Raw genomic sequence first — 14,118 nt, 5'->3', positions numbered from 1 at the left:
TTGGACCGAGTGCTCTGCTATATCAACCAATTATCACAAAATGTGCATTTGTGTTCAGTGTCGTTATGTAGACTTGCGTAAACGGACGGCGGGCTTTCCGTTATTGTCATCCAGTGTTTGTCGGCAGCCGGGGAAATTGCTGCAGCCCCAGAACCAGCCTTTTTTGCTTTTTCGCCGAACCAGAGGCGAGAAGCAGTGGGGGCAGGGGATCGGCTTCTGGCTGGTGCCGTCCTGGGGGTTGGCCTCTTCCAGTGGCCGGGTGCCGCGGCAGTCCGGATAGCGGGTGCACGCATAGAAACGTCCGAACTTGCCGTCCCGCTCGAGCATGGGAGCCCGGCATTTTGGGCAGTGGGGCTGGTTTTCGGGTGCGTTTGTGTCCGGATGCCCGGAGCCGCCGGTTGGCTGCCCCTGGGGCCGGTTCAGGAAGCCACGAATTTCCTGTTTCAGGGCCTCCAGAAATTTTTTCGGGTCGCCCTCGCCACGGCGAATACTCTCCAGTGTGGCCTCCCACACTGCCGTGCGATCCGGCTTGCTGACCGATTCGGGCAAGGCAAGGATCAGTGCCTTGCCTTTGTCCGTGGCACGGATGTGCCGGCTGTCCCGGTACAGATAATCCCGTTTGAACAGGGTGTCGATGATGGCAGCCCGGGTGGCTTCGGTGCCCAGTCCATCGGTTTCGCGCAGGGTTTTGCGCAGCTCGGCATCGGTGACAAAGCGCGCGATGTTGGTCATCGCCGATAGCAGCGTGGCATCGGTAAAATGCTGGGGCGGCTTCGTTTTCCGTTCGGCGATGGTGCTGTCCTGGCAGAATACCGGTTCGCCCTTATCGAGCCGGGGTAGCGGTGTTTTTTCCGGCTCGGCCCGTCCTTCCCGGAGTTTTAACTCCAGGGCTTTCCAGCCGGGCACCAGAATGGCGGTTTCCGTGGCCCGGAACTGATGTTCAGCCACCCGTACCGTGAGCTGCCCTTCCCGATGAACCGCGTCTGCCGCGAATTGCATCAGGTAGTAGCGGCTGATCAGGCCATGGATTTTCTTTTCCGCAGCACTGAGTTTGCCGTTGGGTGATGTCCGGCTGGTGGGAATAATCGCATGGTGGGCATCCACCTGTTTGTCGTTCCATGCGGCGGTTTTCCGGTTCAGGTCTGCGTCATCGCAGGCTTCCTGAAGATCCGGTGCCACCCGGCCGATTGCCCGCAGTATCTGTTCTCGCTGGCCGTAATGGCCCTCTGGTAAGTGCCGGCAGTCGGAACGGGGGTAGGTAATCAGTTGGTGGCGCTCGTAAAGGTTCTGGGCGGTATCAAGCACGTCTTTGGCACCCATCCGGAACAGCCGGCCGGCTTCAATCTGCAGCGCCGACAGGGACAGTGGCAGCGGCGGTGCTTCCGGTCGGTCCCGGAAGCGGGATTCAGTGACCTTGCCGGACCGGCCTTGTACACTCTCGGCGATCTGTTCGGCCACTTCCCGGCTCAGCAGGCGGTTTTCTTCGTCCAGGTAATCCTGGAATTGCTCGTTTGGCAGCCAGCGGGCGGTGAAGGTTTGCTGGTCGGCTTCTTCTTCCTGGGCCTTGAAGCGGGCTTCAATCCGGAAATAGGGCTTGGGCTGGAAGTTCCCGATGATGTTGTCCCGCTCCACCACCAGGCCAAGCACCGGGGTTTGCACCCGGCCAACGGAATAGACGCCCTGTTCTCCCTGCTGCTGGTAACTGAGGGTATAGAAGCGCGTGAGATTGATGCCGTAGAGCCAGTCGGCCTGTTGCCGGGCCAGTGCCGAATGGGAAAGGCGCCGGAATTCGCGGTTGTCCTTGGGGCTCTGGAGGGCTTTGGCCACGGCCCCCGGGGTCAAATCGTTGATCAGGACCCGCTTTACCGGTGCGCGGGCGCCGAAATAGCGGATAACTTCGTCTACCAGCAGCTGGCCTTCGCGGTCCGGGTCGCCGGCGTGGGTGATGGTTTCGGCCTGGCGGATCAGGGATTCGAGGACTTTGAGCTGTTGCCGCACACTGTCCTTGGGCATGACTTCCCATTTGTCGGGAAACATGGGCAGGTCTTGCTGGCGCCATTTTTTCCAGGCCGGGTTGTAGCGCGCGGGTTCTGCCGGTTCCAGTAAGTGGCCGATACACCAGCTTACGGTGACGGCGTTTTCTCCATTGCCACAGCGTATCCAGCCCTGTCCTTTCTGGTGCGGGCCGGGGAGGGCGGCGGCGATGGCGCGGCCGAGGCTTGGTTTTTCGGCGATGTACAGGTGCATGGGGTCTGGTGTTTTGGAAACGGGATGGGAATGTGGCGCTTTGGCTTTGAGCTGTCAAGGTTCGGGCGGTGCCTGATATGTGTAGTAGACTGGTGGGCATGGGGGAGGCGGCTGTGGAAGTAGCTTTCCCAAAAGACGCCGTGAACCCCCTCCGGGTCCGGCCTGCAATCACAGATTGCAGTCGTTCGCCTGCGCATGAAGCGATGCTTCATAATCGCTGGGCTCACCCATGGGGGCTTGGTGTTGCCATCCATGGCAACACACACTTTTGGGAAAGCTATCTCCACACCCGCGTCGGGTCACATGCAATTCGCCCCCTTAACCGCGGGTTGAGCAGTAGGAGTCCTAAAACATGAAAATTCAAAACGCAATTGAAACCAAACTGAACGAGGCGTTCGATGCGCGCCTTCTCCAGGTGGAAAACGAGAGCCACAAGCACAGTGTGCCGCCGAATTCTGAAACTCATTTCAAGGTGACGCTGGTGTCACCGGAGTTTGAGGGGCTGATGAGGGTGCGGCGGCATCAGGCGATTTATAGGGTGCTGGCCGAGGAACTGGAGGGGGAGGTGCATGCGTTGGCGCTGCATTTGTATTCTCCGGAGGAGTGGGAGGCTTCCGGGCAGGCGGCGCCGGAGTCCCCGAATTGTATGGGCGGGTCCAAGAAGGGTCCGGCGATGGCGGCACGATCCGCTCAGGGAGAGGGTTAATGAGTCAGTTTTTCCAGATCCATCCGGAGACGCCGCAGAAACGTCTGATTAACCAGGCGGTGGATATCCTTCGCCGCGGGGGGGTGATCGTGTACCCCACGGATTCCGCCTATGCCATTGGCTGCCACCTGGGTGACAAGCAGGCGGCGGATCGGATCAAGCGAATTCGCAGGCTGGATGACAAGCACAACTTCACACTGGTGTGCCGGGATCTTTCCGACATTGGCGTGTATGCCAAGGTCGACAACACCCAGTACCGGTTGCTGAAGAATTTCACGCCGGGGCCTTACACGTTCATTCTGGATGCCACCAGCGAAGTGCCGCGCCGGTTGCTTCATCCCAAGCGGCGGACTGTCGGTGTGCGGGTGCCGGACAATGCCATTGTTCAGGAGTTGCTGGGAGAACTCGGTGAGCCGATCATGAGCAGCACGCTGATCCTGCCCGGTGAGAAAGAGCCGATGACCGACCCCTACGACATCCGGGATGCCCTGGAGCATGAGCTGGACCTGATTATTGATGGTGGGTTCTGTGGCATGGAGGCAACCACGGTGGTGGACTTCACCGGCGAAGCGCCGGTGGTGACCCGCGTTGGCAAAGGCGATCCGGCGCCTTTTGAAGTCTAACCAAGTCTAATTATCCAGATGGGGCACTGTCAGCCACCCTATGCCCGCGCGTTCAGGTTGAAAGCGTACGCCCGGGTATTGCCCGCAGCTTCCATTTGCCCGGCGCCGACCGAGCGCCGCATGGTATCGTATCGGTGAACCAGATCCTGAAGGCCGTTGAACTGCTGGTTTTCGCTGATCAGTGTGTCCAGTAGCGGGTTGTTAACCCCGTAGGCCTGGTTCAGCTTGAGCGCGTTGTCCATGAAATCAAGTGTCGGTTCGTTGACACTCAGGCGATTGAACGCGTCCTTGAAGTTTTTGTTCACGTTCAGGTCTTTTTCAATCAGTGCCCGGGTTTTGTCCGCGATTTTTCCTTCCACGGCGACGCTGCCGTTTTCATATTTGCTTACATTGAGCGCCGTTGCCGGCTGCAGGTTGTACTCGGCAAGTTTGTGCCGCAGGGTTTCCCTCACGAAGGCAAGATCCTGCCCCACGGTTTGTTTGTAGTCGGCCATGGCGAGCCCGCGGGCTTTCAGGCGGCCGAGGTCGGTCTGGCTGTCGTCCGAGGGTGTGAAGCGGTCATCGCCGGCGTTCGGCCCGGTTTCTAGGGTTTCTGTCTCGGCCCTGGCAGCTGTGGCTTCCGGGCTTGTGGCCGGTGCCTGGCGCTTTTCCATGGCCTGCTGGAACTGGGTGCTTACCCGGATCAGTGAAGTCAGTAGGGACATGGACGGTTTTTCTCCTTCGGCTTGCCCGAGAGCAGTTGCCGAACAGTCAGTGCTTGAGATTTCTGGTACTCACCACTGGTTCCTGCAGCTTTCAGGCCAACCCCACCAGGATGTCCCGGTTTGCCTTTTCCAGGCAGGGAACGCCATTGACCTCGCCCCGATCTGACCCAGGTCAGGAAAAAAATGACGCACCTCTATAAAGTCCGGCGACAGTTGGCCGTTATTTTATCCAGTCAAACCAATTTTCAAGCCGCCCGCAGAGCGGTTCCTGAGTCGGGTTACCATGAAAAAACACTACTCCATTCGATTCCTGTTACTCGTTGCCCTGGCGGCGGCTTTCTCGCTGGTACTTGTGTTTACGGTGCTCTATAGCGCGAATTCACAGCGCGCCCATGTTGAAGAGTTCAGCCACAGGTATGTCGACGGGCTGGCCAAGTCCTATTTCGACGGGCTGAACACCATGATGATCACCGGCACCATTGGCAACCGGGATGTACTTCGGGAGAAGGTGAAGGCCCCCGAGGATGTTCTGGATGTGCGGGTGATTCGAAGTGATCTGCTGAACCGGGCCTTTGGTACCGGCAATCAGTCCGAACAGAAACGGGAGCCCCTGGACAGGAAAGCGTTGTCCGGCGAGCGGGTGGAGGCTTATTCCCGAAATGAGGAAGGCCGGGTTTACACCCTGATTGAGCCGGTGATTGCCAGGGAGGACTATCAGGGCGTTAACTGCCTGGGTTGCCACCAGGCCAGGGAAGGAGACGTACTGGGCGCCATCCGGGTGGATTATTCCCTGGCGGGAAGCGATGCCCGTTTGCACCAGCAACTGCTTACCAGCGGTGGCATCCAGGTGGCCATTTTTGCGGCGGTGTTTTTCCTGACGGCGGCGGCCCTGGGCCGGCTGGTATTTTCCCGTCTGCGCCGGCTCCACGACAGGATGGACGAGATCTCCCGCAATTCCGACCTGACCATTGAGCTGGAAGTAACCCGTAATGACGAAATTGGCTCTGTCTCCCGGGCGTTTAACCGAATGATGGCGAGGATCCGGGAGAGCATGAACACCGTGATGGACAACGCCGAGCAAGTGGAGCAGGCGGCCCGAAGTATTGCAGGCAAGGCGGAGACCACCGGGCGCGAGGTGCTGGCCCAGCGGGACAACACCGACCAGGTGGCCAGTGCCACCACGGAAATGGCGGCTTCTGCCGTTCAGGTTCGCGAAAACGCCGTTCACACCACGCGCAAATCCGCGGATACCGCAGAATCCGCCAGCAAAGGTGAGGGTCTTGCCCGCAACGCGGTGGAAGGTATTGAGGCACTGAACACTGAAGTACAGAGCGGCGCACAGCGTATCGAACAGTTGGATCAGCGCACCAGTCAGATGTCGGCAATGCTGGAGGTGATTTCCAACATTGCCGACCAGACCAACCTGCTGGCGCTGAACGCCGCCATTGAAGCCGCGCGGGCCGGTGAGCAGGGCCGTGGCTTCTCTGTGGTGGCGGACGAAGTGCGCGCGCTTGCCTCACGCACCCAGGATTCCACCGAGGAAATCCGTAACACCATCAATGGGCTTAAGGGCGAAGTGGTGGATTGCGTGGCCACCATGCGACACGCCTCGGAGATGGCGGAACAGCAGGTATCCGCGATTCTGAAGGTGGAATCGGAGCTTCAGACCATTGCCGCTGCGGTACGCCAGATCACCGATCTGAACCAGGAAATGCAAAGTGCTGCCAATGAACAGAGCGAGGTTTCCGAATCCATCAATCGCAACCTGATCGAAATCAGCCGTTCAGCGGAGCAGACCTCCGGGGACGCCAAGGAGACGGCCCGCGTTGCCGGAGATTTGCTCTCCATGGCGGAAAACCTGAGAAAAACCATAGAGCAGTTCCGGCTTAACCAGGGGGACCGCCATAAACCGGCGCGTTAACAGCTACCACGCCAGCCATATAACGTGACGGGCGCCCTTGCCAGGGCGCAGAGCCCGCACCGTCACCGGCTCCACGGAAAGCCCGGCGCGGCGCAGCCGCTCGGTAAATGCGTGCTCCGGGCCGGCGGACCAGTATGCCAGGACGCCCTCAGGGCGCAGGGATTTCTGGGCGGCGGCAATACCAGCCGGGGAGTAAATCCAGTTGTTCTCCCTGCGGGTTAGCCCTTCCGGGCCGTTATCGACATCCAGCAGGATGGCATCCCATTCGCCATCGCTGTTTCTGAGCAATTCCGCCACATCACCAATATGGACACTGGCCCTGGGATCGTTCAATGGGTTCCCGGCAGCAGCGCCCAACGCCCCCCGGTTCCACCCTTCAACCTCGGAAACCAGTTCCGCTACCGTTACCCGCGCATCTTCACCCAGTGCTGATAACGCTGCGGCCAGAGTAAACCCCATTCCCAGCCCGCCAATCAGTACGCGGGGGGAGGGTTGGTCGGCAATCCGCTCGCACGCCAGTGTGGCGAGTGCATCCTCCGAGCCATGTATCCGGCTGTTCATCAATTCACCGGTAGTGCCAGCAATCCTGATGGAGAACTCATCGTTGCGCTGCAGCAGCCGCAGTTGGGTTCCCTTGCCGGGAATGGTTGCGGTGCCGATTTCGGTGAAGCGGGCCATTTGGGGTTCCGGGTGCGGATCGGGAAGGCAGTTTAACCTGCTTGCTTGGGAGTGAATATGCTTGGAGATGGAAAAGCACGGTGGAGTGAAAAGAGGACTTGCGGGCTTATGTGGAGGGGCTGCACTCTATTTTGTCCCTTAATAGACTTTATGATGCCTTTAGTCCTATATTAGACTGATAATGTGCATAAAGCGGGGTTAGTATGATGAGTGCGATTGCGGAGAAAAAATCACTCGCTGAAGCCCGTCGCATGGGTATCAGTGGTCTAAAAGCTGCGTTCAGCATTCTCGACAAATGGGGATGCAGTGCCGAACAGATGCAGGCTATTCTGAGGCTCCCGAAGGCAACCTTTTACAAGTACCGGAACGATCCCGAGAGCGCCCGTCTGGACAGGGATCAGGTCACGCGCATCAGCTACCTGCTGAACATGCATCAGGCCCTGCGGATTGTGTTTGAAAATCCGGAGAACGTGTATGGATTCATGCGAAAGAGAAACCACAACCCCTATTTCCATGGCAGGGCGCCGCTGGAGGTGATCGAAAACGGGGATTTTGCAGCGCTATATGAGACGTTCAGGCGCATTGACGCCCTGCGTGGTGGTCTCTGGTGATGGAGTTGAACCTCCCGGTCATAGCGGTTCCGGAAACAAAGGGCTTTCGCCTGGTCAATTCCAAGCTTCCTCCCATTGATATCTTCAACGATGTGGCCGATCCGGATGAGTTTCAGGATCTTTTCGACCTGCAGGCCATGACAAACCCTCGCCTCAAGCAGGAAGTCGGTGACCTCAATTACATCGACCTGGAGGAAATTCCCTGGGGCATTCCCGGTTGTTACTATGCTGCGGCACCCTTTACCCATGTTTTCCCAGACGGAAGTCGGTTCAGTAATGGCGAGTACGGGATGTTGTACATCGGCGATACCATGGAGACGGCGCTCGCTGAGGTTGAATATCACCAGGGCCGATACCTGGCGAATATCGACGACCTGAAATTCGACCGAATGATCTTCCGTGGCCTAGCCTGCACGTTTACCGGGGACGTAATTCATGACGCCACCGCGTTGCCGGCGACCCACGAGATATACCAACCCGACGACTATTCCGCGTCTCGTGCGTTGGGTGCCCACCTCCGTGCTGGTAACTCTGAGGGTATCCAGTACTGGTCAGTGCGGAATTCCGGTGCCACTTGCTGGGGGTTATTTACACCAAGACACGTTCATTCGGTTGTACAGACTGCAAATGTCGAATTCATCGTGCGTGGCGGGGAGATCGTAGACAGAAAGAAAGTTCTCGGTATGAGTTTTCCAGAAAAGCGGAGAAATTAACCTAAGCCTGGCCTCCATTTACAGAGAGATACTGGGTTCACTCCGGACCAGGTGTATGTGGCGGGCAGCGAACAGGACATCCGGTGCACGATACGTGGACTAAAAAGGTGTCTTGGCAGTTTTTATACAAGGCTCACGTTTTCGCTCGCCATAAACCGTTAACGTTTGCAGCTTGTGAAAATCAGATCAAACGTTGTCAGGGAAGAATTCCATGATCACTCATCTCAAACTCGAATCGCCAAAGGCCTGGTTGCTTGTTGTTTTACTTTCGCTGGGCCCACTGCTCGCCGGGTGCATGCCAGGCACGATTGAAACTGTCGCAGGCACGGCTTTCATCTGGGAGCAGAAACAGGACTACAAACACAAGAATGAAGTGGACCGTGCTGTCGACAAGTATGTGAGAGACCACGCCGAATCGCCTTGCAAGTATGATGAGGACCGGGTGATGACCTCGGCGGTCGAGATTCTGAAAAAGTACAGGCTCACAGGCCTGGAAGAGGTTTACAAAAGGCTTGAGGGCATCTACGAAGACGAGAGCCAGCCGGATAACGTTCGAGCCGGCGCCCTGTATAACATGGCGGTTTTGCAGTCACGCAGGCACGCACCCAAAAAAATCCTGGCCCGGGAGCTCTTCAAGCAGCTTTACATCGAGTTTCCCAACGAGTACCGCTGTATTTTTAAAGCAACGGAATGGCGGGATTCCATGATTGAACAACAGTTACTGCTGCCGGGCGAAACCGTGGAGTCGTTTCTGCGTGAGGCCGCGGAAGATATCGAGAAAAGAAAAGGAGTACAGTGATCGGTGAGGCCCTGTGAGAAGAGGGCCTGCTCGCCTGGCCGGCCTGCGAGACTCATATTGCCCTCGTTGCCCTTGAAAAGGCACTTTAGGGGAAGGAAGCTCGGTCCGTCAAACGGTTTCAGAAACCAGACATTGCAACCGGGGCTTGCTGTTTCTTCTCTAAGAGGGTCCCGTTAGTGAAGGGTATGTTCATTCCGTCCAATTCCGGACACTGAACAACCAGAAACCCCAACTGAGCGCCCGTTTTCGTGCGTTGGTTGGACGAACCGAGCGTCAGCGCCTGATTTACCTGAGTCTCCGTGAAGGCGTGGGCGAGCCCATTGAACCGGACGAGCCAATTGAACCGGATGAGTACCCGGAGGAATTTGCGGTGAATACTCCGCGACCCGGTCAGGCAGCGAAGTTAACTCGCACCTGGCTCGGGCTCCGGCCCAGTGTTGCACTGGAAAGGTGTTGCACTGGAAGAAGTGGGGAAGAAAACTCCGAAACGCGCTGAGTGGTTGAAAGGCAAAGGTATCACCGTATTCCCTCTGACGCCCAACAAAGAGGCAAGCACAAGCGGCTTATTCAAAGCGGTTGGCCCAGATGTTAGTGCGGGTGCCATCGTATTGCCGCCACACGACCAGCGCATTGCCGCTGCTGTCGATGGCGATTTGAGGGCTATCGGCATCCCCGTCATTGTTGGTCTCAATCAGTACGGCGTTGCCCCAGTTGCTGCCGTTAAAGCGGTTGGCCCGGATGTTAACGCGGGTGCCACCGGATTGAGCCCACACCGCCAGCGCATTGCCGTTGCTGTCGACGGCGATTTGGGGCTGATAGGTACTCCCTGTATTGTCGGTCTCAATCAGTGCGGCGCTGCCCCAGCTGCTGCCGTCAAAGCGGTTGGCCCAGATGTTATCGCGGGCGCCATCGGATTGCCGCCACACCGCCACTGCATTGCCGCTGCTGTCGATGGCGATTTGAGGGCTATCGGCATCCCCGTCATTGTTGGTCTCAATCAGTGCGGCGCTGCCCCAGCTGTTGCCGTCAAAGCGGTTGGCCCAGATGTTATCGAGGGTGCCATCGGATTGAGTCCACACCGCCAGCGCATTGCCGCTGCTGTCGACGGCGATTTGGGGCTGATAGGCATCCCCGTCATTGTTGGTCTCAATCAGTGCGGCGCTGCCCCAGTTGTTGCCGTCAAAGCGGTTGGCCCAGATGTTATCGCGGGTGCCATCGGATTGCCGCCACACGGCCAGCGCATTGCCGCTGCTGTCGACGGCGATTTGGGGCTGATAGGCACTCCCTGCATTGTCGGTCTCAATCAGTGCGGCGCTGCCCCAGCTGCTGCCGTCAAAGCGGTTGGCCCGGATGTTAACGCGGGTGCCATCGGATTGAGCCCACACCGCCAGCGCATTGCCGCTGCTGTCGACGGCGATTTGGGGCTGATAGGCAAACCCTGCATTGTCGGTCTCAATCAGTGCGGCGCTGCCCCAGCTGCTGCCGTCAAAGCGGTTGGCCCAGATGCTATCGCGGGTGCCATCGGATTGAGTCCACACCGCCAGCGCATTGCCGCTGCTGTCGACGGCGATTTGGGGTTGATAGGCATTCCCTGCATTGTCGGTCTCAATCAGTACGGCGCTGCCCCAACTGTTGCCGTCAAAGCGGTTGGCCAGGATGTTAAAGCGGGCGCCATCGGATTGAGTCCACACCGCCAGCGCATTGCCGCTGCTGTCGACGGCGATTTGGGGCTGATAGGCAAGCCCTGTATTGTCGGTCTCAATCAGTGCGGCGCTGCCCCAGGCGCCATCGGCAGTGGTAAAAGACCAACTGACATTAGCCGCCAGGGCATTACCGCTGAGATCGGTAATGGCTGTGGTTAAGGTGGCCGTGTAGGTGGCAAGGGCAGCCAGGGCGTTGTCCGGCGTCAGGCTCGCCACATTATCGACGCCATCAAAACTGACGGTGCCAGAGGTAGTGCCTGAACCTGATTTTGCCAGCGTAAAGCTGCTGGCATCGACTGTTGTGGCAAAAATATCTTCGTTAAAGGTTGCTGTGAGGGTGCTGTTTCGCGCAACGGCAGTCGCGCCACTCAGAGGAGAGGTGCTGGTGACGGTCGGCGCGGTGGTGTCACCGGTGGCACCAGATGATGACCCCCCGCTACAGGCGGACAGGAAAAGCGGCGCCAATAATGATAGACACAGAGGCCATCGAGTTGCTGTTGTTTTATCCATGTTCATAGTTTTTTCTCCTTGCGCATGCGGTAACTTCGTGTTGTTTTTTTATTGCTGCTAACGTCACTATTATATATAAGCGGTGAATTATAGTTGGTTAAAATAAGTGACGCAGGAGTATAAACCAACTGTAACTTGTCCGGCTTCAATGCCTTGATACTGATTGGGCCTCCTCCCCAGCCCATCGGTTATTCGCCAAGCTGGAAGGCGACCAGGCCTGAAAGGGCAATGTCATCAGCTCACAATCAATATCAGTTGGGCTGATAAAGGGCAATCACCAGAGCCCGAAAAGTACGTGAGTCCGACAACAAGGGTTCCTGGTAAAGATTGTTCGTTTGGGTTAAGGCGCAGGATGGTGGGTAAGTTGACTTTTGCTTTCTGACGTATTGATTTTACTGATGGAATGGTACCCCCGGCAGGTTCCACGCTAATGACCCAATTAGTCTCAGAATGTCTCAGGTGGTAACTAAATCATTGTTTTTAAACAAAAGTTATTGCGAGCTTTGATTTTAATGGTATCGTTTAGTAACAAATATGCCCATTCAACGACAGGTTTTATGAGGGGTAGGTTGATGGGTATGTAGAATTCTGGAGTCAAACGATGCCGAAAAAGTGCCTGAAATGGGGCCCGCTCAAGTGCGTAACTTACGCCATGGGGTGGTGAAAGAAGGCGGTAAGAAGCGCATAGCCGGAGAGCCCTGTGTTGCCTATCACAGAGTGGGCGGGGTCGACGGTCTCGCACTGCAATGCCGGCCGCCAACGACTGGACAGGAAATAGGCTCCCGGTCGTGGGTGTTGATTGCCACTGTAGGCCTCCGTCGTCGCGAGATCGGCCTAGGAGGATATCCGGATGTGAGCCTTGGAGAGGCGCGAGAGCTGGCGCGCCAAAAAAGGCCGAGATCCGCAATGGCATAGATCCTGTAGACCAGAATCAAGAGCGAAAAGCGCGAGACCGCGAGCGCCAGCGCAAGAAAATCACCTTTGGTGAGCTTGCCGAGGAATATTACAAGATTAAGGAAGTGACTTTCGGTGGCAAGGATCCGAAGCGGCAGCGTAACAGACTAAGGAAATCTATTGACCGATGCATAGCCGAGATTGGCGATACCCAGATCGGCGACCTGACCGTTGAGGATGTTTTGCGCGTACTCAGTCCTATATGGACTACCCAAACACCAACCGCCACAAGAGTCCGCCAAACTATCGTCCAAATATGGGAGCTGGCGGAATCTAGGAACCTAGTTTCAGGAAAGAATCCCGCAGATTGGGATAAAAACCTGGATGGTTGGCTACCGCCGGCGAAGCGTATCCATCACACAAAACATAAGCCCGCGATGCGGCACCAAGATCTGCCTGATTTCATGCAGCTCTTGACGATGCGAGACACTACGCCCGCGCGCGCTTTGGAGTTCCAAATATTAACTGTCGCTCGACCGACAGAAGTTCAGTTTGCCGAGTGGTCGGAAATCAACCTGGACGAAGGGACTTGGACTATTTCTGGCTCGAAAATGAAAAACCGGAATCCTAACGAGGTTCACGTTGTGCCTTTGGTGCCACGTGCAATAGAAATTCTTCGGAGTATGCCTCGGTCCGGACGATATGTATTTCCGGGTTACAAAGAAAAAGAGCACATCAGCGAGAACGCGCTGAACAACACTGTGAAGGCAGTTCATCAAGAGTCTTTGAAGGCTGGCGGCAAAGGATTTATGGACCCTCGATATAACAAGATCGCGTGTGCACATGGAATGAGAAGTTGCTTCAAAAATTTTGCCGCAGCCAAGACGGATTTTGATGATGTGGTCTCCGAGCTCAGTTTGGCGCACCTGGACAGCGATGAAACCCGCGCAGCTTATCTGAGCGAACAGATCTTGGATCGTCGCCTACAATTGCTCAACGCCTACGCCAGGTATGCATACACAGGAAAGTTGCCGCGGAAACGCCGGCACTAGGATTATTAACCATAATTCCTGAGTTTCTGCCGTTTTCTGGTAATTACACGAGACAACCGGCCCTTGTTACCGATTAAGTTATTGGGTACCACTTAATCGGAATGAGGTACATCAAGTGTTTTACAGCATTAAAGAAGTCAGCAAACGTTACGGGGTTTCCCCTAAGAGCATTTGGCGTTGGATTCGGGAAGGGCGTTTTCCGAAACCGGTCAAACTTGCCCCCAAGACTGCCCGGTGGCGAGAGACTGACCTGCAAGCCTATGAGGACGGCCTGGACGGTTAATGGCCCGGAAATTCGACTGCATAAGCATCGTGACTAATGGCGGGTTCTGTTCGTTTCGAACCCGCCACACAGTACGGCCCTTTTCATCGCATCATGTTTCTTCTGCCCTTTGGTTGGCCGGCTTTTTCTGAATAGAGGGTGAGTTGGCGGAAAGCGATCACGGTGTTTTCTCTCTCTCAGCGCGGCGTTGCAGTGCCAGTTGTTCTCTCCTGATTTCGTCCTGATGCAATTGCTGTTTGAGTTGACGTAACACGGCTTTGACGTTCGACGCTTTGCGTAGCTCGCGGATCAAGTTCCTGCTTGCCTCTATGTTGCCAGCACGGGCACCTCGGGCAAGAGCCAGAAGGTGAGAGAAGTTCTCGGACTGAAACGTGCTGGTTTTCATATGGTTGCTCCTCAGGATTTATCATTGGTTCTTCATCAGCAACTTCGGTCTATCGATATTTCAAAGCCTAGTGAGAAATGATGGCCATAAGCCTGTTGAAATATGATCGTAACTATTCAGCTCACTTTTTCTCAAAAAGTGCTTGACAAGGTTTTTTCTCAAATCCCGGGAATTTCGGCCGCGCCCGGGACGTTGCGGTAAAGGGGCGCTCAAGTCGCCTGTCAACCCGTCAGTGGTGTTTTAAGCGGACAGACATCCCCGGGCAGGTCGCCAACAGGGAAAGTCCCGC

General features: G+C 56.5%; 14 protein-coding genes. 9 read left to right on the top strand and 5 right to left on the bottom strand.

Annotated features, from left to right (window positions below; translation table 11 throughout):
* Positions 1–63 precede the first annotated feature (63 nt).
* The gene (locus QPL96_RS02080) at positions 64–2,247 is read right to left on the bottom strand and encodes a DNA topoisomerase III (protein ID WP_303285255.1); all 2,184 of its coding nucleotides are present in this window, start codon (positions 2,245–2,247) and stop codon (positions 64–66) included.
* 352 nt (positions 2,248–2,599) lie between these two features.
* On the opposite strand from QPL96_RS02080, the gene QPL96_RS02075 reads away from it, so the two are divergent.
* Both QPL96_RS02075 and QPL96_RS02070 read left to right on the top strand, forming a co-directional pair.
* Positions 2,600–2,953: a BolA family transcriptional regulator gene (locus QPL96_RS02075; RefSeq protein WP_303285253.1), complete on the top strand. Its 354-nt coding sequence runs from the start codon at positions 2,600–2,602 to the stop codon at positions 2,951–2,953.
* Positions 2,953–3,576, top strand: coding sequence for an L-threonylcarbamoyladenylate synthase (locus tag QPL96_RS02070; protein ID WP_303285252.1), 624 nt, complete (start codon positions 2,953–2,955; stop codon positions 3,574–3,576). Before QPL96_RS02075 ends, QPL96_RS02070 begins: the two co-directional genes overlap by 1 nt.
* Before the next feature lie 38 nt (positions 3,577–3,614).
* Here the strand turns inward: QPL96_RS02070 and QPL96_RS02065 are convergent, their stop codons facing one another.
* Positions 3,615–4,280: a hypothetical protein gene (locus QPL96_RS02065; protein ID WP_303285251.1), complete on the bottom strand. Its 666-nt coding sequence runs from the start codon at positions 4,278–4,280 to the stop codon at positions 3,615–3,617.
* A gap of 283 nt (positions 4,281–4,563) precedes the next feature.
* Here QPL96_RS02065 and QPL96_RS02060 point away from each other — a divergent pair, with 283 nt between their 5' ends.
* The gene (locus QPL96_RS02060; RefSeq protein WP_303285250.1) at positions 4,564–6,201 is read left to right on the top strand and encodes a methyl-accepting chemotaxis protein; all 1,638 of its coding nucleotides are present in this window, start codon (positions 4,564–4,566) and stop codon (positions 6,199–6,201) included.
* A gap of 3 nt (positions 6,202–6,204) precedes the next feature.
* On the opposite strand, the gene QPL96_RS02055 is transcribed toward QPL96_RS02060, so the two are convergent.
* The gene (locus QPL96_RS02055) at positions 6,205–6,879 is read right to left on the bottom strand and encodes a spermidine synthase (protein ID WP_303285249.1); all 675 of its coding nucleotides are present in this window, start codon (positions 6,877–6,879) and stop codon (positions 6,205–6,207) included.
* Positions 6,880–7,082: 203 nt separating this feature from the next.
* Here QPL96_RS02055 and QPL96_RS02050 point away from each other — a divergent pair, with 203 nt between their 5' ends.
* The 3 genes from QPL96_RS02050 (at position 7,083) to QPL96_RS02040 (ending at position 9,002) form a co-directional block, all read left to right on the top strand.
* On the top strand, positions 7,083–7,490 hold the full coding sequence (locus tag QPL96_RS02050) for an MbcA/ParS/Xre antitoxin family protein (protein ID WP_303285247.1): 408 nt from the start codon (positions 7,083–7,085) through the stop codon (positions 7,488–7,490).
* On the top strand, positions 7,490–8,203 hold the full coding sequence (locus tag QPL96_RS02045; protein ID WP_303285246.1) for an RES family NAD+ phosphorylase: 714 nt from the start codon (positions 7,490–7,492) through the stop codon (positions 8,201–8,203). Before QPL96_RS02050 ends, QPL96_RS02045 begins: the two co-directional genes overlap by 1 nt.
* Positions 8,204–8,414: 211 nt before the next feature.
* Positions 8,415–9,002, top strand: coding sequence for a hypothetical protein (locus QPL96_RS02040; RefSeq protein ID WP_303285245.1), 588 nt, complete (start codon positions 8,415–8,417; stop codon positions 9,000–9,002).
* A 563-nt stretch (positions 9,003–9,565) separates the two neighbouring features.
* Here the strand turns inward: QPL96_RS02040 and QPL96_RS02035 are convergent.
* Positions 9,566–11,221: an Ig-like domain-containing protein gene (locus QPL96_RS02035; RefSeq protein ID WP_303285244.1), complete on the bottom strand. Its 1,656-nt coding sequence runs from the start codon at positions 11,219–11,221 to the stop codon at positions 9,566–9,568.
* Between the two features lie 615 nt (positions 11,222–11,836).
* Between QPL96_RS02035 and QPL96_RS19400 the strand changes: the two genes are divergently transcribed.
* From QPL96_RS19400 to QPL96_RS19390, 3 genes are all read left to right on the top strand, one after another.
* Positions 11,837–12,130 (top strand): Arm DNA-binding domain-containing protein, encoded by a 294-nt coding sequence (locus QPL96_RS19400; RefSeq protein WP_368388892.1) that lies wholly within the window; start codon positions 11,837–11,839, stop codon positions 12,128–12,130.
* A gap of 416 nt (positions 12,131–12,546) precedes the next feature.
* Complete coding sequence (locus QPL96_RS19395) at positions 12,547–13,161, top strand: site-specific integrase (RefSeq protein WP_368388898.1); 615 nt, start codon at positions 12,547–12,549, stop codon at positions 13,159–13,161.
* Between the two features lie 115 nt (positions 13,162–13,276).
* On the top strand, positions 13,277–13,444 hold the full coding sequence (locus tag QPL96_RS19390) for a helix-turn-helix transcriptional regulator (RefSeq protein ID WP_368388891.1): 168 nt from the start codon (positions 13,277–13,279) through the stop codon (positions 13,442–13,444).
* 157 nt (positions 13,445–13,601) lie between these two features.
* On the opposite strand, the gene QPL96_RS02025 is transcribed toward QPL96_RS19390, so the two are convergent.
* Entirely contained in the window at positions 13,602–13,829 is a 228-nt protein-coding gene (locus QPL96_RS02025; protein ID WP_303285242.1) for a hypothetical protein, read from the bottom strand.
* Positions 13,830–14,118 lie beyond the last annotated feature (289 nt).

Origin of the sequence: Marinobacter sp. SS8-8, from assembly GCF_030540945.1 — a bacterium.
GTDB lineage: Bacteria > Pseudomonadota > Gammaproteobacteria > Pseudomonadales > Oleiphilaceae > Marinobacter.
The sequence above is the reverse complement of the archived record's forward strand: the minus strand, read 5'-3'. Positions and strand labels throughout refer to the sequence as shown.

Coding starts and splice junctions, on each gene's coding strand:
- QPL96_RS02070 (WP_303285252.1), top strand. CDS start 2,953: ATGAGTCAGTTTTTCCAGATCCATCCGGAGACGCCGCAGAAACGTCTG.
- QPL96_RS19400 (WP_368388892.1), top strand. CDS start 11,837: ATGGGGCCCGCTCAAGTGCGTAACTTACGCCATGGGGTGGTGAAAGAA.
- QPL96_RS02055 (WP_303285249.1), bottom strand. CDS start 6,879: ATGGCCCGCTTCACCGAAATCGGCACCGCAACCATTCCCGGCAAGGGA.
- QPL96_RS02060 (WP_303285250.1), top strand. CDS start 4,564: ATGAAAAAACACTACTCCATTCGATTCCTGTTACTCGTTGCCCTGGCG.
- QPL96_RS19395 (WP_368388898.1), top strand. CDS start 12,547: ATGCGGCACCAAGATCTGCCTGATTTCATGCAGCTCTTGACGATGCGA.
- QPL96_RS02065 (WP_303285251.1), bottom strand. CDS start 4,280: ATGTCCCTACTGACTTCACTGATCCGGGTAAGCACCCAGTTCCAGCAG.
- QPL96_RS02045 (WP_303285246.1), top strand. CDS start 7,490: ATGGAGTTGAACCTCCCGGTCATAGCGGTTCCGGAAACAAAGGGCTTT.
- QPL96_RS02080 (WP_303285255.1), bottom strand. CDS start 2,247: ATGCACCTGTACATCGCCGAAAAACCAAGCCTCGGCCGCGCCATCGCC.
- QPL96_RS02050 (WP_303285247.1), top strand. CDS start 7,083: ATGATGAGTGCGATTGCGGAGAAAAAATCACTCGCTGAAGCCCGTCGC.
- QPL96_RS02075 (WP_303285253.1), top strand. CDS start 2,600: ATGAAAATTCAAAACGCAATTGAAACCAAACTGAACGAGGCGTTCGAT.
- QPL96_RS02040 (WP_303285245.1), top strand. CDS start 8,415: ATGATCACTCATCTCAAACTCGAATCGCCAAAGGCCTGGTTGCTTGTT.
- QPL96_RS02035 (WP_303285244.1), bottom strand. CDS start 11,221: ATGAACATGGATAAAACAACAGCAACTCGATGGCCTCTGTGTCTATCA.
- QPL96_RS02025 (WP_303285242.1), bottom strand. CDS start 13,829: ATGAAAACCAGCACGTTTCAGTCCGAGAACTTCTCTCACCTTCTGGCT.